This is a genomic window from Pseudomonas sp. HN8-3 (assembly GCF_020790195.1).
GTDB classification, from domain to species: Bacteria; Pseudomonadota; Gammaproteobacteria; order Pseudomonadales; family Pseudomonadaceae; genus Aquipseudomonas; species Aquipseudomonas synxantha_A.
This window is the reverse complement of record NZ_CP086206.1, coordinates 2,066,782-2,087,120: the sequence shown is the minus strand read 5'-3', so window position 1 is coordinate 2,087,120 and position 20,339 is coordinate 2,066,782. Positions and strand designations below refer to the sequence as shown.

17 protein-coding genes are annotated in these 20,339 nt (G+C 61.1%); 1 reads left to right on the top strand and 16 read right to left on the bottom strand.

Translation table 11 applies throughout. The features are described 5' to 3' along the window. Positions 1 to 7: 7 nt before the first annotated feature. The 11 genes from LJX92_RS09360 to LJX92_RS09310 form a co-directional block, all read right to left on the bottom strand. Positions 8 to 937: a VOC family protein gene (locus LJX92_RS09360; RefSeq protein ID WP_032877010.1), complete on the bottom strand. Its 930-nt coding sequence runs from the start codon at positions 935 to 937 to the stop codon at positions 8 to 10. Further along, positions 934 to 2,298, bottom strand: coding sequence for a cytochrome P450 (locus LJX92_RS09355; protein ID WP_103735464.1), 1,365 nt, complete (start codon positions 2,296 to 2,298; stop codon positions 934 to 936). The genes LJX92_RS09360 and LJX92_RS09355 overlap by 4 nt, the downstream gene beginning before the upstream one ends. Positions 2,299 to 2,423: 125 nt before the next feature. Then, on the bottom strand, positions 2,424 to 3,275 hold the full coding sequence (locus LJX92_RS09350) for a 4'-phosphopantetheinyl transferase family protein (protein ID WP_078820780.1): 852 nt from the start codon (positions 3,273 to 3,275) through the stop codon (positions 2,424 to 2,426). 60 nt (positions 3,276 to 3,335) lie between these two features. Then, positions 3,336 to 6,428 (bottom strand): isoleucine--tRNA ligase, encoded by a 3,093-nt coding sequence (gene ileS, locus LJX92_RS09345; RefSeq protein WP_032877014.1) that lies wholly within the window; start codon positions 6,426 to 6,428, stop codon positions 3,336 to 3,338. 82 nt (positions 6,429 to 6,510) lie between these two features. Continuing rightward, positions 6,511 to 7,449, bottom strand: a complete 939-nt coding sequence (locus LJX92_RS09340) for an alpha/beta fold hydrolase (RefSeq protein ID WP_032877016.1) — start codon at positions 7,447 to 7,449, stop codon at positions 6,511 to 6,513. A gap of 45 nt (positions 7,450 to 7,494) precedes the next feature. Further along, positions 7,495 to 11,070, bottom strand: coding sequence for a beta-ketoacyl synthase N-terminal-like domain-containing protein (locus tag LJX92_RS09335; protein ID WP_148852244.1), 3,576 nt, complete (start codon positions 11,068 to 11,070; stop codon positions 7,495 to 7,497). An 11-nt stretch (positions 11,071 to 11,081) separates the two neighbouring features. Continuing rightward, a complete protein-coding gene (locus LJX92_RS09330; protein ID WP_228309639.1) occupies positions 11,082 to 11,825 on the bottom strand; it encodes a polyketide synthase in 744 nt (247 codons plus the stop codon). A gap of 53 nt (positions 11,826 to 11,878) precedes the next feature. Continuing rightward, the gene (locus tag LJX92_RS09325; RefSeq protein WP_032877018.1) at positions 11,879 to 12,646 is read right to left on the bottom strand and encodes an enoyl-CoA hydratase/isomerase; all 768 of its coding nucleotides are present in this window, start codon (positions 12,644 to 12,646) and stop codon (positions 11,879 to 11,881) included. Further along, positions 12,643 to 13,908 carry a hydroxymethylglutaryl-CoA synthase family protein gene (locus LJX92_RS09320; protein ID WP_032877019.1) on the bottom strand — a complete coding sequence of 422 codons (1,266 nt, stop codon included), beginning with the start codon at positions 13,906 to 13,908 and terminating at the stop codon, positions 12,643 to 12,645. The genes LJX92_RS09325 and LJX92_RS09320 overlap by 4 nt, the downstream gene beginning before the upstream one ends. After that, complete coding sequence (locus LJX92_RS09315; protein ID WP_103735468.1) at positions 13,905 to 15,143, bottom strand: beta-ketoacyl synthase N-terminal-like domain-containing protein; 1,239 nt, start codon at positions 15,141 to 15,143, stop codon at positions 13,905 to 13,907. Before LJX92_RS09315 ends, LJX92_RS09320 begins: the two co-directional genes overlap by 4 nt. Next, the gene (locus tag LJX92_RS09310; protein ID WP_032877021.1) at positions 15,130 to 15,366 is read right to left on the bottom strand and encodes an acyl carrier protein; all 237 of its coding nucleotides are present in this window, start codon (positions 15,364 to 15,366) and stop codon (positions 15,130 to 15,132) included. The genes LJX92_RS09315 and LJX92_RS09310 overlap by 14 nt, the downstream gene beginning before the upstream one ends. Positions 15,367 to 15,527: 161 nt before the next feature. Between LJX92_RS09310 and LJX92_RS09305 the strand changes: the two genes are divergently transcribed. Beyond that, positions 15,528 to 16,538 (top strand): NAD-dependent epimerase/dehydratase family protein, encoded by a 1,011-nt coding sequence (locus tag LJX92_RS09305; protein ID WP_032877022.1) that lies wholly within the window; start codon positions 15,528 to 15,530, stop codon positions 16,536 to 16,538. A 20-nt stretch (positions 16,539 to 16,558) separates the two neighbouring features. On the opposite strand, the gene LJX92_RS09300 is transcribed toward LJX92_RS09305, so the two are convergent. From LJX92_RS09300 to LJX92_RS09280, 5 genes are all read right to left on the bottom strand, one after another. After that, positions 16,559 to 16,810 carry an acyl carrier protein gene (locus LJX92_RS09300; RefSeq protein WP_032877023.1) on the bottom strand — a complete coding sequence of 84 codons (252 nt, stop codon included), beginning with the start codon at positions 16,808 to 16,810 and terminating at the stop codon, positions 16,559 to 16,561. Positions 16,811 to 16,866: 56 nt separating this feature from the next. Next, a complete protein-coding gene (locus LJX92_RS09295; protein ID WP_032877025.1) occupies positions 16,867 to 17,889 on the bottom strand; it encodes a zinc-binding dehydrogenase in 1,023 nt (340 codons plus the stop codon). 23 nt (positions 17,890 to 17,912) lie between these two features. Then, the gene (locus LJX92_RS09290) at positions 17,913 to 18,656 is read right to left on the bottom strand and encodes an SDR family NAD(P)-dependent oxidoreductase (RefSeq protein WP_032877026.1); all 744 of its coding nucleotides are present in this window, start codon (positions 18,654 to 18,656) and stop codon (positions 17,913 to 17,915) included. A 40-nt stretch (positions 18,657 to 18,696) separates the two neighbouring features. After that, positions 18,697 to 18,975, bottom strand: coding sequence for a phosphopantetheine-binding protein (locus LJX92_RS09285; RefSeq protein WP_032881025.1), 279 nt, complete (start codon positions 18,973 to 18,975; stop codon positions 18,697 to 18,699). A gap of 78 nt (positions 18,976 to 19,053) precedes the next feature. Continuing rightward, positions 19,054 to 20,313, bottom strand: coding sequence for an NADH:flavin oxidoreductase/NADH oxidase family protein (locus tag LJX92_RS09280; RefSeq protein ID WP_228309637.1), 1,260 nt, complete (start codon positions 20,311 to 20,313; stop codon positions 19,054 to 19,056). Positions 20,314 to 20,339 lie beyond the last annotated feature (26 nt).

Below are 20,339 nucleotides of genomic sequence, written 5' to 3'. Positions count from 1 at the left end.
CGAACGCTCAAGGCGATGCGCGAGCCATCCTGGCCGACAACCCGACCAGCCCTCCAATCAGTAACCGCGCCAGCCTGGCCAACCTTCCGGGAGCGCGAAAGCCCCAGATGGCATCCATCCAGGCGGGCAATTGCAGCAACTCCACCGACAGCCCAGCGCGGCTGCGCAGGTACACCACGTGGGATAACCCACCGCCAACCGGCGGCGTGCTTGAGCTGAAGCCTTCACGCAGCACGCGTCGGTAAAGGGCATTGAAGTGGCTTGGGCGGCGTACGCCCAGGGCGACATTCATCAGTCCGGGTTCATTGAGTGGTCGTACGGCGCCCACGCCTTGGCGGTGCACCAGTTCGATCCAGTGCTCACCCGCATCCAGGGCGCAGCGCGGCGTGTCGCAGCTGACCGTGGCCGAGGGCTGGCACGCCGACAGCGGCAGCCCCAGCGCCCGATGAAAATAATCCACGGCGTCCTCCAGATCTTCGACCACCAGCCGTACGCCGATAATGCGCCCGACCGCGCCGCCAGCCTCAGCCTCCACCAGTTGCACCGGTACGCCATCGGGGTCGCGCAGCACTGTGCCGGTGAGGTCGACGGGTATACCGGCCGCCTGCAAGCGCGCCACGGCGGCGTCTATATCGGCTACCGCGACAAACAAGCGCTCGTAGCCGCTGCGTGTGCGCGTTGCCGCCGGCAACCGGCACGGTTGGCTGAACTCGAAGAATTCAAGCTGAAAAAATGCCTGTGCGTCAGCCATCCAGTAATTGACGCCCTGCACCGCCGTCATCTCGAACAGTCGGGCAGCCATGGGTCCGCGAACCTGAAAACTGCCGGTGGCACGCAAACCCAACAACGCGGCATAAAACTGCATGCTGGTGGCGGCGTCGGCGGAGCAGATTGCGACCTGGCACAATCGCGGCGGCGCAAGTTCGGACCTGCTCACGGGCGATTCCGTGGCGTAAAGGAAATGGCAAATCGCTCGCTCAAGCCTGCGGCGGGGTTGGAGAAATCCATCTTGATATCGCTGAGCTTGCACGCCGGGCGCAAATCGGTGTGATACAAAAACAGCGCCAGGTTCAACGACAACAGGATATTGGCCAGCCCCGCCCCGATGCAGGTGTGCGGCCCACGACCGAAGGGTGCCCAGGCGCCGCTGGCGCGGTGTTCAAGCCGCGGCTCTTCATAGCGAGTGATGTCGAAGACCTGAGGGTTCTTGAACCACGCAGGATCCGTGTGGTTGGCAGTGGTGAATAGAATGATGTCCTGCCCTTTGTCGATCGAGTAACCCTGGAACTCGAAGTCTTTCGCTGCCGTACGGCGCACGGCGTAGGCCGTTGGATAAAGACGCATCACCTCGCGGATGAAGTTCTTCAGGGTCTCCATGTTTTCCAGGCCATCAGCGTCCGGCAATCCCTGGCTGAAACAGGCATCCACTTCATCACGCAACGCCTGGTGCAAGTGCGGCTGCTTGAAAAGCTCCAGCAGCATGAAGCTCAAGGTGGCACCGACGGTGTCGATGCCTGCCAGGTAGGAGATGATGGCGTGGTTGCGCATATCTCCTGGGGTAAACCACTGGGGCTGGACCATCTGCCCTTTTTCCTTGAGCGTCTGGAAGTAACCCTGGGTTTGCTCCTGGGTCCGTTCCGACTCGATAATCCGGTCAGCCAGCGCCTGCACCTGCTTTTTCGCCGCCCGGTAACCCGGCAGGCGCAACGCCAGCCGCGGCCACTTTTTCAGGGCACAAACGTTCATCGCGGTATTCTGATACCGCATCAGCGCCTCGACTTCATCCGGCGTGGGTTGATAACCCTGCAGTGATCCACCAATCTGCTGCGACAGCACATGCCGAAACAGCGCCGACACCTTTTGATCAACGCCGTAGCGCGCTTGCAGGGTATCCGTGAAGATCTGCGCAAGCATGGGAATGCGCTCGTTGAACGCCGACTTGGAGAACAGCGGCTTCATCAGGTTGCGCTGGAAGCGATGGGCATCACCATCCACGCCGATGAACGAATGCGGGCATTGCATCTCTTGCAAGGTCGCTTCCCAGAACCCGCTTGAGACAAAGCAATCCTTGCCCTTGTCCGCCACGAATCGGTTCGCCTCCATGCCGGCCAATACCACGAAGTTCATATGCGCGGCCTTGACCCGGTAGACATCGCCATAGGTACTGCGCGTGGTTTGCAAGAAGCCCAGGGGGTTGCGGATCAAGGCAAACGCACTGCCGAGCAGTGGCCAGCCCTTGACCACGGGAAGCTGGCGGTTGCCGGCCCCACTCGAGACCTCTCTTTCCCACGATGTCATCGTTGCTCTCCCGGATGGCGTTTGGTCTATGCATTGCCGCGCCCTGCCTGCGACACATCAGTGCCCAGCGAAAAAAGCATAACCAAAAGCGGCGCGATCCAAACCTATAAGCACTGATAGGTAAATTAGCCGAGGTCGATCTCGGGTGTGGCGCAGATGCCCGGCAGCCTCCATGGCGGCGTCACCGTGTGGGGGGCCGCTTGGCGCCGACACAGGCAGGCCAGGTCGAGGGTACGCACGCGGGGAATGACTTCCTGCACGCGCAGGCAAAACCTGGCCCGAGGCGATTCATGACAGGCAGCCACAGCCAGGCAGTAGCGCGCCAGCAGCAGTGTTGACCAGAATTGCCAATGCCGGGCGTCGGTTGTCGGTGGGTTGAATTGAAGGGAATGTCCGCAGCTTGGCCCCAGCCGGAAGGCAAAGCTGTCGAGCGGTACAGCAAGACCTTCGCCGCGGGCCTTTATGTAGGCTTCCTTGAGTGTCCATATCTCGAAAAATCGCTGCGCACGGTGCGCTGCGCCACACTGCTGCAGGTCGTGGCGCTCGGCGGCCGCAAAGAACGTATCGGCCACCGAAACGCCGTCGCCCTGGCGCTGCAGGTCTTCAACATCGATGCCGATTGCCTGTCGCGACACAGCCATGACGATCAAGCCATCGGTATGGGAAACATTGAAGTGCAGGGACTGCGAGGGGTCCAACACCGGATCGATACACGGCTTGCCGTGATCGTTGTAGGCAAAGCACCAGTGCTGCGGGGGAATACCGGGGCGATACATCGACAACACATGACGCACAAGCGCCCGGGTAACCAGGTACTGATGGCGATGTCGGGCAAAATGAAATTGCGCCATCCGCTGGCGCTCACTGTCACTGAGCACCGCGGCATATTCGGCCAACAGGTCAGCCGCGACGATCAACTCATCACGACAGACCCACAACTGGATATCGCCCGGTGGTAACGGCCACTCACGATCCATCGTGACTCCAGCGGCACCACCTGGTGCCGCTCGACAGCGCGGCACCAGGTCGGCATTGCCTCAGGCCAGTACGCTACGGCGCAGTTGAATACGCACAGGGTCGCCCTCGGGCAGCTCGACTTCGTCCACTGCCAGCGGCGCCTCAAGATCGCTGCGCAACAAGCTCTGGACCAGTAACTGGCTCTTGAGCCAGTCCTCGTGGTGCACCAGGATCTCATCGACATAGGCACCGCCGAGCACGGCGATGTCGACTTTTTCGGTGTAGCCCAGCTTGGCTTTCTTGCGCAGGTCTTGCAGCCTGCGGTTGAGCTCACGTACGGCGCCTTCGCGCTTGAGCGAGGCATCGATGTCCAAGTCCAGCCAGACCACCATGTTCTCGACAATCCCGACGTTATTGAGCGTGTCACGCACGGTCAGGCGACGCTCGAACTCGTGGGGCTGGATCGTCTGCCCTGCGGCAACCAGCACCCCCTGTTCATCGATTACATACTCTCCGGCCTTTACCGCTGTGGTGACCGCCTTCATCGCCGGGCCCAGTCGCTTGCCGAGCAAGGAGAAGATCAATACCACCACGGGCTGCGCCCACTCGTCGGCATCGGCGGCCCACTGGACCTGCTTGACGTTGAGTTCCTCCTCGAGGAACTGTGCATAGCGCTCCAGTACGGCCTGTTCGATACCCGCGACGCGAATGCTGCGCAACGGAAACTTCTGCGAAACCCCATTGGTTTCGCGCACATTGCGCACGCTGGCGATCAAGTTACGCAGGCTGCTCATCTCATCGGCCAGCTCGTACGACAGGTACTGGCGATCGATGCTCGGCCAGTCTTGCAGGTGCACAGAGTCGGCATACCCCAGTTCGGTGTAGACCGCCTCAGCCAGAAACGGCATGAAGGGCGCCAGCAGACGAGCAAAATTAGATAACGCGTAGTGCAGCACTTCATAGCACTGGCGCTTGTCGTCATCCAGGCCATCGCGCCAGATGCGTGCCTTGTTCAAGCGCAGGTACCAGGTACTCAAGACGTTGATGAACACTTCGATACGCGAATAGATCTTGGAAAAATCCAGAGACTCCATCCACATCTTGATATCCGATTCCAGCGCCGCCAACTCATGCAACAAGTAGTGGTCCAGGACATTGTCCAGGGGCTGGCCAAGGTCGCCGGAAGGACTGAACTGGTCGATTTCGGTGAACGTTTTATAGAACTGCAGGCAATTCCAGAACAGCAGATGGTAGCGGCGCACCACGTCGCGCACCGACTCTTCACTGAACTTGATGTCCTCTCCCTTGCAGACCGGCGATGCCAGCAAGGCCACGCGCAAGGCGTCCGAACCGTGGGTCTGCATGAGATCCATCGGGTTGGGGTAGTTCTTCAGGCGCTTGGACATCTTGCGACCGTCCTTGGCCAGAATCACCCCGTGGCACATGGCGTTTTTGAAGGGGTTCTGCTCGAAACAGCCGGTGGAGATGACCATCATCGTGTAGAACCAACCGCGGGTCTGCGCAAGGTACTCGACGATGAAGTCGGCAGGGAAAGTCTGTTCGAACTCCTGCTTGTTTTCGAACGGGTAGTGCCGACTGGCGAACGGCATTGCGCCCGATTCGAACCAGCAATCGAAGACACCGGTCACCCGACTCATGGTGCCCTCGCAGCACTGGCAGGCGAAACGATGCTCGTCGATATGAGGCACATGCAGGTCTTCGACCTTGCGCCCGGAACGCGCTTCGATCTGCGCGATGCTGCCCATCACCTCGACGGTGCCGCACTGGTCACAGCGCCATACCGGGATGGGCGCACCCCAGAAACGGTTGCGTGACACCGCCCAATCGCGGGCATTACGGATCCAGTCCCCGAAGCGCCCTTCCTTCACATGCTCGGGCACCCAGTTGACCTGGCTGTTGTTTTCCACCAACTGCTCGCGCAGCGCCGACGCGCGGATGAACCAGGACTCTACCGCGCGATAGATCAGAGGGTTATCGCAACGCCAGCAGTGTGGATAGTTGTGTTCGATCTGTTCTTGCTTGAACAGCAAGCCACTGCTCTTCAGATCTGCAAGGATGCGCGGCGTGGCCTCGAAAATATTCTGCCCGGCATACTGCGCCACCGCATCGGAAAAGGTACCGTCGTCGCGAACAGGGTTAGGTGCAGGCAACTCGTATTGCTGCCCGAGCAAGGCGTCGTCCTCACCGAACGCAGGGGCAATGTGGACAATGCCAGAGCCATCGCCCATCTGTACGAAGTCGGCGGTGACCACGCGATGGGCCGAGGCATCGATCACCTCGCCGACCACCGGCAGATAACGCAGCCCAGCCAGCTCTGCGCCGGTACAGCGTTCCAGGATCACCGGCTCATCGAACAAGCCGCCCAGGCAACCTTCGGCCAGCCATAGGCGCTCTTCGCCGTGCTCGATGCACACATAGTTTTCATCGGCGGCCACGGCCAGTGCGACGTTGGCAGGCAACGTCCAGGGTGTGGTGGTCCATGCCAGGAAGAAAGTGTCCGGGCGGTCTTGTTGCCTGAACTTGACATAGGCGGACATATCGCGGCGCGGGCGGAAGGCGTCGTCCAGGCGCGCCTCGAAATTCGACAACACCGTCTGGCAACGCACGCAGTAAGGCACGATCTTGCCGCCCTCGTAGACATGCCCCTTGTCATGCAAGGTTTTAAAGCCCCACAGCACCGACTCCATGTAGTCGTTATCCATGGTCTTGTAGGCGCCATCGAAATCGACCCAACGGCCCATCCGGTTGACAAAGCCACGCCAGTCATCGGCGTACTTGAGCACCAGTTCTCTGCACTCGTCGTTGAACTGCTCCACGCCAAACTCGAGAATATCGCGCTTGGACTTGAAGCCCATGGCCTTCTCGACTTCGAACTCCACCGGCAAGCCGTGGCAATCCCAGCCCCAGCGGCGTGGGACCTGTTTGCCGAGCATCGTCTGGTAACGCGGTATGACGTCTTTGATATAGGAAGTCAGAATATGGCCGTAGTGCGGCAGGCCGGTAGCAAACGGCGGGCCGTCATAAAATACGTACACCGGCTTACCCTCACGGGCGCTGATGGATTGCTCGAACGTCTTTTCTTTTTCCCACCGCTCGAGTACCGCATCTTCCATTGCCGGAAATCTAACCGGCCCACTTCCTTCCGTACTCATCAGTCACACCTGTCAGTAAAAACAAAAAAAGCACCCCCTCGGGGCTTTACCTTACCTGGCGGTCTGCCGCCGCCATCGCCCGTCAATCCACGTCTGCCTCACCCTGTCGACTGGCGGCCGATACAACTGACGGCGCACAAAAAGGGGTGAGAAAAGCAGGTGGCACGGTACGACAGTCAAACGCTTCCAGCGTTTGCAGAAACCCCAGCATAACCTTGGATACACTCTCTTGTGTATCAGAGAAAAGCGTGTAGTGCCCCCAATCGTCCATGATGCGCACCTGCGCATTGGGCAGAATCTCTCCCAGGCTCAGTGAGTCCTGGAACGACACCATGGTGTCTTTCCGCCCCCCTATCACCAGGACTGGCACGCTGATCGGGGCACACCACTGGCGATCCACTTCAGGCTCAGCGGCGCTTTGGATCAGGTACATATAGCGCAGCAATGCCTGGGGGCCGCTTTTGAAGGGAGCCTCCACCAAGCCGCGGATGCGCGCATCGGCCAGCCCTGTGAGGCGGGTGGCTGTCTGTTCCGTGTTATTGGCGAAGATGGTGTGGTACATGAAATCGAGCTTGGACTCATCTTCGACCAATATGCGACTGACCTTGCCAATGGCATCGCCAGCCACTGCGCTGTAGCGGCTATTGAAGAAATTCGGGCTGTTGAACAACAGCAGCGCCTCCAAGCGTGCGGGCCATCTGCGCGCATAAGCCAACGCGGTATGAATGCCGGTGCACCAGGCGGCCAGTACCACCGGGCCAGGAGCGAGCATGGCCATCAGGTGTTCCAGGTCGCGCACCTGATCGTCCAGCGCATATTCGCGAAACCTATCATCATACGCCCCCGGCAATCCGCGCCGTTCCCAGGTGACAAAGCCAATACCGGCCGCCTGCAGCGCCTGGGCCACGCCCTGCGTCACGGCGTTGCCGATGCCCAGGGCATTGACGAACACCACGGTGCCACCCGGCGCCTGCGTGTGTAGCACCTCCAGGCTCAAGCCATCGTGCGTGATCAGTTGCATGCTGTGTGTCCCTCTCTTCACTGTGCCTGCTTGCCCCAAGGTGCCTCATGTACCGGTTTGTCGCTGCCCCGCCACGCCTGCTGCCAGATTGTTGATCTCGTCCCAGATGTGCAGCGAACGGCTTTGCCATGCCAACGGATAGCGGCTGGCGGCGGCCTGATAGAAATCCGCCGCGGCCTCCCGATCCGTCGCAGCCCGCCGGCAATACTCGTTCAGGGCCCAGCCATAGGCCGAAATCGCCAGGCCCGAACCCAGGCCGGCGTTGGGCGAGCCGGTGCCGGCTGCATCTCCTACCAACAACAGGTTGCCATCAACTACCCGTTCGGCCCTGCTGTGATGCACCGCAATACGTTGCGTCAACCAGTTGATCCCCTGGTGCTCGACGCCCCAGCTTTTGGCGAAGAAGTCAGCTTTGTCCAAAAGCAGCTCGAGCGCCGGTGGCGTCGGTGTGCTGCTGTAGAACGCCACGCCAAACTCTTTGCGCACAGGGTAGGCCAGGCCAAAAGCGCAGTGATCGAGACGCCCGCGCGAATCGAAGGCGAACTCATAGCTCAAGCGTGACGTCGCAACCTCACTGGCGCAGTGAAACACATACCAGCTCTCACTGCCCTGAGGGGTCTGCAGCAGCGTGCACTCGATGCCCGCGGCCTGGGCCACGGCACTGCGCGCACCGTCAGCGACCACAACCAGATCGGCATCGAGGGGGAATGACGGCGCACCTGCCGTTGCACTCAGCAACACTTGCCAGGTAGCGGGCCTGCTGTCGTCGGCGACCACCGTCGCCTGATGGTCGGCGATAAAACGCACGCCCCGCGCGCAAGCCTGCTCCATCAACACCGCCTGCAAGTCGGCCAGGGAAATGGCCATCACCGACTCACCCACGAACAGCTCGGCGACTGTCTCGTCTCCATACGCCATGCTTGCATCGATACTGTCGAGAATGCCGGCCGGCAACTCGCGGGAGAAATACCGGGTGCGCTGCCCGGCGCTATTGAGGTAGAAATCGTGTCGCACAATCCGTGCGGCGCGCCGTGCCACGGCATCCAGCACCCCGATGCTTTTCAGGTAGGGCAAGGTGTGAGGGTAAAGCGTGACCATTTGCATACGGTTGATCGCGGTACGCTTTTCGACCACATACACCTGCTCGAAACCATTGGCCGCCAGGGTCAGGGCTGCCACCAGGCCAGCCGGCCCGGCCCCCAGCACCACACCGCGTTTGCCGGCCCATGCCCGCTCCGGCAGCGCGGCGGGTTGGTGGGCAAAATCGAAGGCGTAGCCGTTGCGGTGGTACACCTGCAATTGTTCCGGCGCAACGTAGTTACTCGCCGCAGGCACACTCGGCACGATCGGGGTAGCGGTCGACGGCATCGGCTCGCTGACCGGAGGCGGCATGGGAGCGAGCATTTGCTCAAGCTGTTCGATCAGCGCGCCGGCTGTCCTACACAGCACTAACTGCGGGCCGTCACGACTCTCATCCAGCCCCTCCAATGCCTGGCAAAGGCAAGCCGCCAGCACCAGCATGGTCACTGAATTCAAACCGTAATCAAGCAACGGCTTGCCCAATTGCAACGTGTGCGGATCGATTTGCGTCAGTGCGGCGATTTGCGCACGCACCACCTCATGCACATCCTCGGCGTTCGCCTCCAGCGCGATGGCTATCGCAGGCGCAGGCGTGGCGGATGTGTCAACGGTCGGCAGCCAACAGTGAACCTTGGCAAACGGATAAGTCGGCAGCTCGACGATGCGGCGGCCAGCACGCAGGCTGGCCTGGCGAGACACCTGTTGCAGGCTGATCTGTCCAACAACCCAGGCCCGGGCCTGCTCTTCCAGGCTCAACGTCTGGCGCTCAAGGGGCGCGGTATCCGGCACCTCGACCTCCTCAAGGTCACCATAGTGAATCACCACGCCGTCCACACTGCCCTGTTGCCGGTGAACACAGGCCAGCGCCGCATCCAGAGTGTCGAGCAAGGTGCCAGGTTGGCGCTGCACCCATGCCACCCGGCAGTTCATGGCTTCACGACCCTGACTGAGGGTAAACGCCAAGTCATCCAGGGTGAGCGAAGGGGTGGCAGCCAATGCTCGCCGAGCACTGCCAAGCACAGCCTGCAGGCGCTCGTTAGTCGCTGCGGAAAAAACCAATAGCCACGGGCCTGGCGTTGAGACCGGCTCAACGGCGGCGGGTGCAGCGTCGTACGCCTGCAACAGCAGGTGGGCATTCGCACCGCCAGCGGCGAATGTATGCACAGCGGCACGGCGCGGTGTCGGCCAGGGCATGCCGCCAGGTGCATCGCTGGGATGGTGCCAATGCTCCAGGCTGCGCTGGGCCCGCAGCGGCGCCTCATCAGCGCGGGTTTGTGGATTAAGCGGTTCGGTCAGAATCGACGGCACCAGCACCCGGTCACGCAGTTGCAACGCCACCTTGATCACCTGCGCCAGGCCAATCGCGGCTTCTGCATGGCCAATGTTCGACTTCACCGAACCCAGACGGCAGTGTGGCAAGTGCGTATTGCGCGGCCCATAGACGCTTCGCAACGCCTGGAACTCAGCGACATCGCCCAGGGTTGCACCTGAGGCCGAGGTCTCGACGTAATCGACACTCCGGGGGTCGATGCCCGAGCGCTGGAAATGCCGCGACAGCAGGGTCTCGAACGCAGCAGCACTCGGCACGCTGTAGCCGGGTGTATAGCCTTTGTGGCTGATAGCGGTGGACTTGATCACCGCAGTGACCGTGTCACCTTCTTCAATCGCCTGTTTGAGCGGCTTGAGCAGCACCGCAGCCACGGTTTCACCGGGCAGGAACCCGTCTGCCTGCCCGTAGGCTCGAACCCCCGGATGACTGGCGAGCAGTTGCCCCTGGCACAACGCAATATATTTGAACGGGTGGATAGACAGATTCGTCGCCCCCACCACCGCCAACCGGCAACTGCCGCTGCGCAGGCTTTCGCAGGCCAGATGCAGCGCCGTTGCCGCCGAGGAACACATGGTGTCGAGCGCCAGGCTGGGACCCTTGAGGTTGAAAAAATGCGAAATCCGGTTGGCCATGCTTGCGGTCGATGACAAGGCTACCGTGGCCTTGCGCGGCACATCGGCGTCGAACGCGTGGTACTGCTGATACATCGAACCGGTAAACACCCCGACCTCGCCGTCGCAGGACTCAGCCAGGTAATCGCGGGTGTAGCCGATGCGTTCGAACAAGGTCCAGACCTCCTGCAAAAGCAGGCGCTCCTGAGGGTCCATCAACTGGGCTTCGCGCGGAGAAATGCCGAAAAACAGTGAATCGAAACGGTCCACATCCTCGATGAACCCGCCCCATCGGCAATACGCCCTGCCCGGCTCACCCTTTTGTGCACTGAAATACGTGTCGGTATCCCAGCGGGTCGCCGGCACTTGCGTAATGCTGTCTACGCCAGCACGCAAATTGTCCCAGAACTGCTCCACCGACGCCGCACCAGGAAAGCGTCCCGCCATGCTGATGATGGCAATATCGCCAGCTTCCACCGCCACGGGATCAGGGGTTTGCGCCGTCGGCTGGGGTGCCGGCAGCATACGCAGGCGTGCCTTGGCCTGCTCGATGCTCAGCCGGCCCTCGCGCAGTTCGTCGAGGATGGTCTTCAGGGTCATAAGGGTCTCTCTCACCGGCCAAACAAGGTTGAGATTCGCTTGCCGACTTCCGGCTGATGCATTGTCAACGCGTGCATCGCCAGCTCACGCTCAATGACCGCGGGGAGGTCTTCGCGCAGCTTGCGATTTAGATGGTGCTTGAGCGTGACCAGCGACAACCGGGGCTTGTCGGCCAACTCCATCGCCAACTCCAGGGCGTGGGCCAGCACCTGGGCACGCGGTAACACTGCAAACGGCGCGCCGCGTGCTTCAAGTAGCGCACCACTGTAGCTCTGCGCCGCCAGGAGCATTTCCTGGCCGAGGCTACCGAGCCGGGAGGGCAGGATATAGGTCGCGCCCATGCCGGGGGTAAAGCCGTACTTCATGAAGTTGGCGGTATACAGGCTCTCGCGGGACAACACCACGATGTCGCAGAACAAGCCCATTACCAGGCCGCCGCCGATAGCATGCCCCTGCATCGCGGCGATCACCGGGATCTTGCATTCAAATGCAAGGCTGTAGACATTGGCATCGGTAAAATCGCCACGCGTCTGGTTCAAGGCAAGCAGCCCTTCGCGGGTGCCGCCACTGCAAAAAAAACTGTCGTAGCCCGTGATCACCACTGCCTTGTAGGCGTCGCTGGCGTTGATTCGCGCATAGGCCTGTATCAATCCGTCGATCAACGCCGGCGTGAAGGTATTCTTATGCTCACGGTCCTGGAGCGTGAGCACCACTACCCCGTCGTCACGCGCCTGAAAATCGATGACACTGTCCATCGGCACTCCTCTTTGCAACGATTCGCCAGCCATGGGCGCGCCCGTCAGGCACATCAATCAGGCTCCCATGGGAACAGGCCGTGGCTGACATAGCGGTGGATGTTTTCGCGGGTGCGCGGGTTGCTGAATACCTGGTGATTTTGCTCGATGGCCATCTGTCGGGCGTCGAACGGTAACGTGGACAGCCTGTTCATATAGCCCTTGTATTGCTCGACGCCATGCTTGGACAGGCGCCGCAAGCGCAACAGGTGGCGGCGCAGCAACGCATCGCTATCGCTTGCCACGTCGTCCGCCAGCCCCCACTGGCTGGCCTGTGCCGCACTGACCGGCTGGGTCGACAGCGTCAGGTAATGCGCGCGCTGGAAGCCCACGCGACGAATCAGAAACGGCAACACACACGCCGGCATTACGTCAAAGATGAGTTCCGAGAGGCTGAACTGGGCATCGGTATGGCTGAGAACGATGTCACTCGCAGCCACGAAGCCCATGCCCCCGGCGTTGGCCTTGCCCCGTACATGACTCACCGTGATGAACGAACCGGTAACCATGCGCTGCCAGATTTCATAGAGCCGCTCTGGTTGATGGCGTTCGCTGGCGCCGCGCACGGCGTCGTCATGCATGCCTTGGAAATCTGCGCCGAAACAAAAAACCTCGGGCCCGCCTTCAAGCACCAGCACGGTCGAATGCGCCTGGCAGTGTTCCAATACCCATAGGCATTCGTCGACCATTTGGCGGTTGATCGTATTGTTCGACTCAGGACGCGCAAAACGCAGGAATGCCAGGCTGCCTTCAGTGCGAAACTCGGTGGCCTGGAAGTTCATGGCTGGAAACTGTATTCGCGGTGGTAACCGTTGATCGCGCTTAACAGTAACTTGCCCGACAACCCTCCCGCCGCGATTACGCTGTCGGTGACTGGACAGGCGACGGTGTGGTCGCGGGTACCAAACCGCACGGCGTCATTGCCCAGCAGGATTGACTCGTACTCAGCCAGGCTCAGGCTATAGCGACTATCGAGTTGTTGTGCGATGGCCTGGGCAGACAGATGATCACGACTCTGGGGCGTGACCGTACCGCTGAAAAACTCCGAGCAGCAACCCGAGCCATAGGAAAAGCATCCAATACGCCGAGGCTCATCGAACCGCGCGGTGCTGATGATGCCGGCCAGGGACAGAAACATCGTGGCCCCCATGATATTGCCCACGCGTTGGCAGTACGCCAGCCCGGGCGCCACACGCTGGGCGAAATCAGCTTCGATGGCTGGCGGGTCGGCTGGCGCGAACTTGCGCATCATCAAGCGGTGCGCGCCTTTGACCATGCCACCAAAAGGCGTGTGAAACGCCAGGTAGTCGAACGTGCGCGCATAGTCCACGTCGTCGACCCGAAGGCGATATTCATTGAAGGTTTGCTCACAGCAATCCAGGTACGACATCAACGATAGATCGGCGTCCCCGGCTTCGCTGTCGGGCTCCGGCCGACAGGTGTCCATCACCTCGAAGCTGTAATAACCACTGGCGCCGATGTCGAGGCTGAATACATGCGGCTTGTCACTGATCAACATGGCCACTGCGCCCGCACCGCCACTGGGTTCCGAAAAAGCCCAGTCCTGCGCTGCGGCGCCGCCTTCACCAATCATCAGGAAGCGACACAGGTCCACTGCGACCACCAGTGCCTTGGCATTGGGCGAGGTCTGGGACAACACGAACTGCACCGCGCTATGAAAACCGGCAGTGCCCGAGTAGCAGGCCTGCTTGAGTTCGAAAACCCGGCAGTTTTTTTTCAACCCCAAGTAGTCATGCACATAAGTACTGACGGACTTGCCGAAATCGATTCCCGACTCGGTACAGGTAATCAACAACTCAATCTGATCGCGCTCTTGCGGGCTCAAGGCATCGATCAGTGGCTTGGCGGCATTCACGGCAAACGTCACCGGGTCCTCGCTGTGCAACGCCACGCTCTTTTCGTGCATCAGCAGGTTGCCGAAACGCTGGGAGTCCAGCTTGCGGTGTCGCGCAAGCATGGTCACATCCAGGCTCGCCGCGCCGCCAAATACGTTCATTGCCTCGATACCCACTTGCCTCGTCATTGCAGCCTTCCTGAGTTTTCCAGACACAACGCTGTATTGATGCCGCCGAAGCCATAGCTGAGGTTGAGTGCACAGCGCAGGGCGTGCTGTTCAGCGCGGTCGCAGACCCATGCGAACCCGGTATCCAGGGGGTGATCCAGGTTGCGGTTGGGGTGCAGTTGCCCGGCCTTCATTTGCAGTACCGTGGCTATGGTCTCCACCAGCCCGGCAGAAGCCAGGCCATGACCGATGAGGGACTTGGTCGCGTTGATCGACGCCTCGCGCAAGCCGCAATGAGCCAAGGCACGCAGTTCGGTTTCATCACCCAGTACCGAGCCACTGCCGTGCGGGTTGATATAGTCCACCTGGCGCGCCCGCCAGCCCGACTTGTCCAGGGCCTGGCGGATCACACAGGACTCCCCGTCAAACGAAGGGTTGGGGTTGCGATTGCCGTCCATCGCCACTGACCAGCCGGCAATCCGCGCATACGGCGAAACGCCACGGCGGCGCACGCTGGCCTCGCTTTCAATCACCACGACTGCACTGGATTCACCGTAGATGAACCCATCGCGATCACGGTCAAAAGGGCGGCACGCCAGGGCCGGACTCTCGGCAAAACGGTCCGAGCCCATCGCCCCCAGGGAGCGAAAGCCATGGCACTCCCAATACGACAGATCCATCACCGGCGCCAAGGCAATGCACACGTCCACATCCCCGGCTCGCACAGCCTGGGCCGCATTGATAATCGCCATCTGCCCACTGGCCGACGCAGCCCCCAGAGTGTAAGCGAACCCCCGAATGGGGAAGCGCTCGGTGCAAACTCCACACAGGTCGGTATCGAGAAACTGCGTCGCGTAGCTGGGCTTGATGAAGTACGGGGTCAGCGCGCAAGGCGCATGGGCCTGCTCGATGGCGCGCTGCTGGAAGTTAGAGCCACCGACCACCAGGCCGATACGCGTCGGGTCACACTGATCCAGCTGCGCATCCGCCCACGCTTCTGCCAAGGTCGCCAGGGCAATGCGCGCAGAGAACGACATGCCCCGCGAACCGGATTCCAGGTTGGCGCCGGCTTGCTCGTCCACATCGATTTCAGCACCGATGAATGTGCTTTCCAACTGACGACCCGGGCGGCGCATCATCGAAAAAGCATGATTGCCAGCCAGCAAGGCCTGGATAAAGTCATGCTGACCGGTGCCGATGGACGAAGCCACGCCCAGCCCGCTGATCAACAGCCCTTGCGTGTCAGAGCTTGCCATGAAGCAACTCGGCCAATTCGCCGATATTGCGAGCGGCCTGCGTCTGCACCATTGGCATGCGCAACCCAAGGGCGCTCAAAGTCATGGCGACGATGTCGGCGCGGTCCATCGAATTGGCGCCCAGGTCCACCAGGCGGTCGTTCCGGGCGATGGGTTGTTGAAGCTCAGGGAGGGTTTCGCGGGCATGCTTGACGATCAAATCGAAGACTTCGGCCTGGGTCATTTATCTATCCTTTAGCCGGCTCAACCGGTGGTTGCTCAGGGGGTGCAGCGACTAACTTAGCGGATCGAAATCGGCGGGAAACCTATAAGACCTTGTAGTAGTCAGTGATCGCGGTCTGGGCTATACCCAGCAACCGTGTGAACACCCAAGGATCGCTACCGATGCCCCGACACATCTGTATCACCGGCGCCTCAGGCTTTCTGGGCAGCCATATTGTGGAAAAGCTGCTGCACCACGGCTGCACCGTCGACGCCCTGTTGCGCCGCCCCACTGCGCATTTGCAAGGCCTGGCAGCCCGCCACGCGCAACTGCGCCTACACGTAGTCGACCTGGCGCAGCCAGGCGCGTGCAATGCCCTGTTCAGTGAGTGCGACACCGTTATTCACTGCGCCGCCAGCGTCACTAACAACGCCCGGCCTGGCTCGCGGCTTTGGCAGCAAACCCTGGAAATGAATGTCAACGGCACGCAAAACGTAATCGACGGCATACGCCAGGCCGCCAGCGTGCGCACCTTCGTGTACACCTCGTCGATGGCGGCCATTCTGTCGCCAGACATGCCAGCCGGGCACGCCTTCAGCGAGGCCGACTGGAACCATGCCTCCCTGGAAGCCAGCGACCCATACTGGTATTCCAAGACAGCCGCCGAGCGACTGGTGACGGACGCCTTCCAGCCCTGGCCCTGCGAGCCTCGCGTGGTGTGCATCAACCCATCGGTGATCATCGGGCCGGTGCTCGACCCCCGGCATGCTGCCACCAGCATTGCCATCCTCCATGACCTGCACACGGGCAAGACACCAGTCTGCCCGGACCTGAACTTTCATTTCGTGGATGTGCGCGACCTGGCCGAACTGCATGTGCGCGCGGCGCTGGATGACGTCATTGAGGGGCGCTTTATCGTGCCGGGCCATGAGGCTTCGATGCTGGAACTGGCCACAATGATCAAGCAGCGCTTTCCCGACAGCAAGGCACCCCAAAGACGAGCACCCGACTGGTTGATGTACCTCAGCGCGATGCTGAACTCACGCCTGTCGCGTCGCTATCTGCGACAGAACCTTGGCGTGCGCCGGGTATTCGATGACCAGCGCGCCAGGCGCGCCTTTCAATTGAGCTATCGGCCGCTGGAACACAGCGTCGCCGATACCCTTCAATCATTATCCCCGACAGCACCCTGAATCAAGGTAGCGCAGGGCACCTAGCCATGCGCTACCAGGAGATTGACCAGATCGCCTACGGTGTCAAACTTGTAGGCCTCGTTGTTCAGTTGTGCAAACTGGAAATTCGAGCGTTCCTGCAAGCGCGTGAGCAATATCAGCTTGTGCAGGGAATCGATGCCCAGTTCACCCTGCAAGTGCGTTTCAGTCTCGATCGACGCCGTCTCCCATCCCGGCAACTTCAACTCACGGATCGACTCACTGACCGTTTGCTGCGCCACGTTGATTTCCATCTTCACCTCCTCCTACAAGCGACAAAAACGCCGGCGCGTGCAGGCGCCGGCGCGGATTAGAATTGCAATACGATCTTGCCGAACACATCCCGCTCGCGCAGGCGCTGCAAGCCACTTTCGAAACCGGCCACCGGCATCACGCAGTCGATCACGGGCAACACGCCCTGCTGGATCAACGCCAATGCATCGCGCAGCCCACTCAGGGGCGCACCGAAAGAGCCATGAATGTGAATTTGCTGATTGAACAGGTGCATCAGGTTAGTGGGCGCCTCCACGCCTGTGGTCGAGCCGCAGATCACCAGGCGGCCACCACGCGCCAGGCTCAGGAGACTCTGCTCCCAGGTATCGGCCCCCACATGCTCGAACACCACGTCGACCCCGCGGCGTGCCGTCTGCTCGCGAATCACCCGCAGGAATCGTTCCTCACGGTAATCAATCACATATTCGGCGCCCAATGCCCGGGCACGCTCAACCTTGTCGGCACGACCAACCGTTGCGAATACCGTGACGCCCAGGTGACGGGCCAGGCGAATGGCGATTGAGCCGATCCCGCTGCCTCCCGCGTGCACCAGCAGGGTTTCGCCGCTCATCAGGCGTGCGTTGTCGATCAACATATGGTGCACCGTGGCGAAGGTCACCGGCGCGCAGGCCGCCATTTCCATGGGCACGCCAGCAGGTATCGGCACCAGCATACGCAGCGGGACATCGACGTACTCGGCGGCAACCCCGTCGCAATGAAACCCCATTACGCCGGGCGAGTCGGCGCACAGGTTCTCCCGGCCGGCTAGACAGGCCGGGCAGCACCCACAAAATACACTGGGGTAGATCGCCATGGCCTGCCCGATCAGTTCGGGGTCACTACCTGGCCCCACGTCCTGCACAAAGCCTGCGCCTTCGGCACCCACCGTGACAGGCAATGTCCGTCGTGCGAAGGCCATCCCGCGGTAACCGAAAAGATCCAGGTGATTAAGCGTCATGAACGCCATGCGCACCCGTGCGTGACCCGGCGCGGGCCTGGCAGGCAACACCAGCTCGCGCAGCGCCAGGCGCTGTTTATCAACCAGTTGAAGCGCCCGCATCAAACCTCCTCATTACAGGTTGGCTAGCCGGCCATGCTGCGTGACAGGCCACCATCGACGGTGAGATGTTGCCCGTTGATGTAGCTGCCGGCCTCTGAAAACAAAAACGCCGCCAGCCCCGCCACTTCTTCCGGCGAACCATAGCGACCCGCTGGGATCCGCCGGTCGATGGCCGAACGCTGTTCGGCGTAGCGATCCAGCAGTGCCGTCTCGATAAAACCCGGCTCGATACAATTGATCGTAATAGCGCGTGAGGCGACTTCGGTCATGCTCGAACGTACAAAACCCCGCAGCGCTGCCTTGCTGCTGGCGTACAACGCATTTCCCTTCATACCGAAGTCGGCTGCGACCGAGCCGATGCACAGGATTCTGCCTGCGCGGCGCATGGACATGGGCCGCACCAGGGCCTGGTACAACTGCACAAATGCCCAGAAATTGACTTGCATCATGTGCCGCGCGGTATCCAGGTCCGCAACGGCGGCCAGGCTGTCCTGGCTGACGCCCGCGCAATGCACCAGACCATAAATGTCTTCTGCCTCCAGCGAGCGGCACAGGCCCTCCACGGCCAAGGCATCGCCCAGGTCGCAGCCAACCCAGCGTGCGCTGCCTGCGCCGTATCGGGCGTCCAGCTCTTCGCACAAGGCAACGCCCGCGCTGATGCCACGGTGCCCGACAATCAATACGACAAACCCGGCCTGCACCAACGCCGTGGAAATACTGGCGCCAATGCCTCGGCCGCCGCCGGTAACGACTACCTGCCTACGCATGCCTGAATCTTCCGGGGCCAACCGACGGCCCAGGTATCACTCATGCCGAGGCTGCCGCACGAGCAGCGATCTGGGCAACGAAGTGTTCCATCACGAAGTAATCAGTCATTGCCGCGTTGCCTTCGTTGACGGCACTCATCCATTGGCCCACCGGGATACGGATGTCGTAGTGCTTCTCGATGCAGAACACCGCATCGAGAAAATCCACGCTATCGATCCCCAGATCGGCGAACAAGTTGGTGGTCGGTTCGATATCGCCGGGTTGAACCTTGCAACTGGAAGCCAGCGTACTGACTACGAACGTATAGATTTCTTCCATGTACATGTTCCGCCTTTCAGGGTTCATGGGAGGGACTGTCGGGCGCAATGTACAAGAGTGCCCGAGGGCTGCCACCTATCAGCGCTTATAGGTTGAGCACTGCGTACTGCGCTTTTTCCTGGCGCAGGCGGCAAAATCCAGCAGGGTCTTGCCCAGGCTGAGCCACTCGCTCAGGCCGGGCTTAGGCAACTGGTGGCGGGCCATACGTTGCAATTGATGTTCGTACCACGACACATCGAGCGTCGCGATGCGGTCCAGGGCGGCAAAGCCTGTACTCAAGGGCCGCAGGTCGACACGGTAAGTGGCTTCGGACAACAGCTTGACCGGCATGTCCGGCTCCAGCGCCAGTGGACGTGCCAGCCCAATGAAGTCGGTGGCCGCGTCTCGCAGCGCCGCGGTCATCGCAGCGCCAGAGCGGAAACCACCGGTGACTACCAACGGCAGCGTACTGACCTCGCGCACCCTGGCCGCGTAATTGAGAAAGTAGGCTTCGCGCTCGCGGGTGCTGGCGGCCTGGTTGCCGACCATCACTGGGCTTTCGTAGGTGCCGCCGGATATTTCCAGTTGATCGAGCCCCAAATTGCCAAGGGCTACCACCACCTGCAACGACTCCTCTTCGGTAAAGCCACCCCGCATGAAGTCCGCCGAGTTGAGTTTGATCCCCACTGGAAACGCGTCACCCACCACGCTGCGGATCGCCTGGTAGACCCGGACCAAAAAGCGCATGCGGTTGGCCAGGCTCCCGCCCCACTGGTCGCTACGCTGATTGTGCAGCGGTGACAGGAACTGGTTGATCAGATAGCCATGGGCCGCGTGGATCTGCACGCCAGTGAACCCGACGACCTTGGCCAGTCGCGCACTGGTGGCGAACTGCGCAATGATCTTTTCGATGCCGTCCTCAGTCAGTGCGCGCGGGCAATTGAAGTGTTTTTCCAGCCCGCTGCCCAGGCTGATGGCCGATGGCGCCACCGGCTCGTCGCACAGCAGCTTGATGATCTGCTTGCCCGGATGGTTGAGTTGGGCCCATAGGTGCGTGCCATGGCTACTGCCTGCCAGGGCCCAGCGCCGGAATGCATTCAGGTCGCTGTGGGCATCCAGCACGACGTTTCTCAACTCGCCGATGGCATTGCGATCGACCATGATGTTGCCGGATATCGACAAACCTATGCCGCCCTGTGCCCACTGGCGGTAGAGGTTCTCCATGCCAGGCCCTGGATCATGGCGTCGATCTCCGAGCTGTTCGCTCATGGCGGCCTTGACCAGGCGGTTTTTCAGGCGCACGCCATTGGGCAGCGCGAAGGAGCTGCCCAGATCGGGCAGCGCTGGACTCTGGTCCATGGTCACATTCCTTGAGAGTGAAGAGT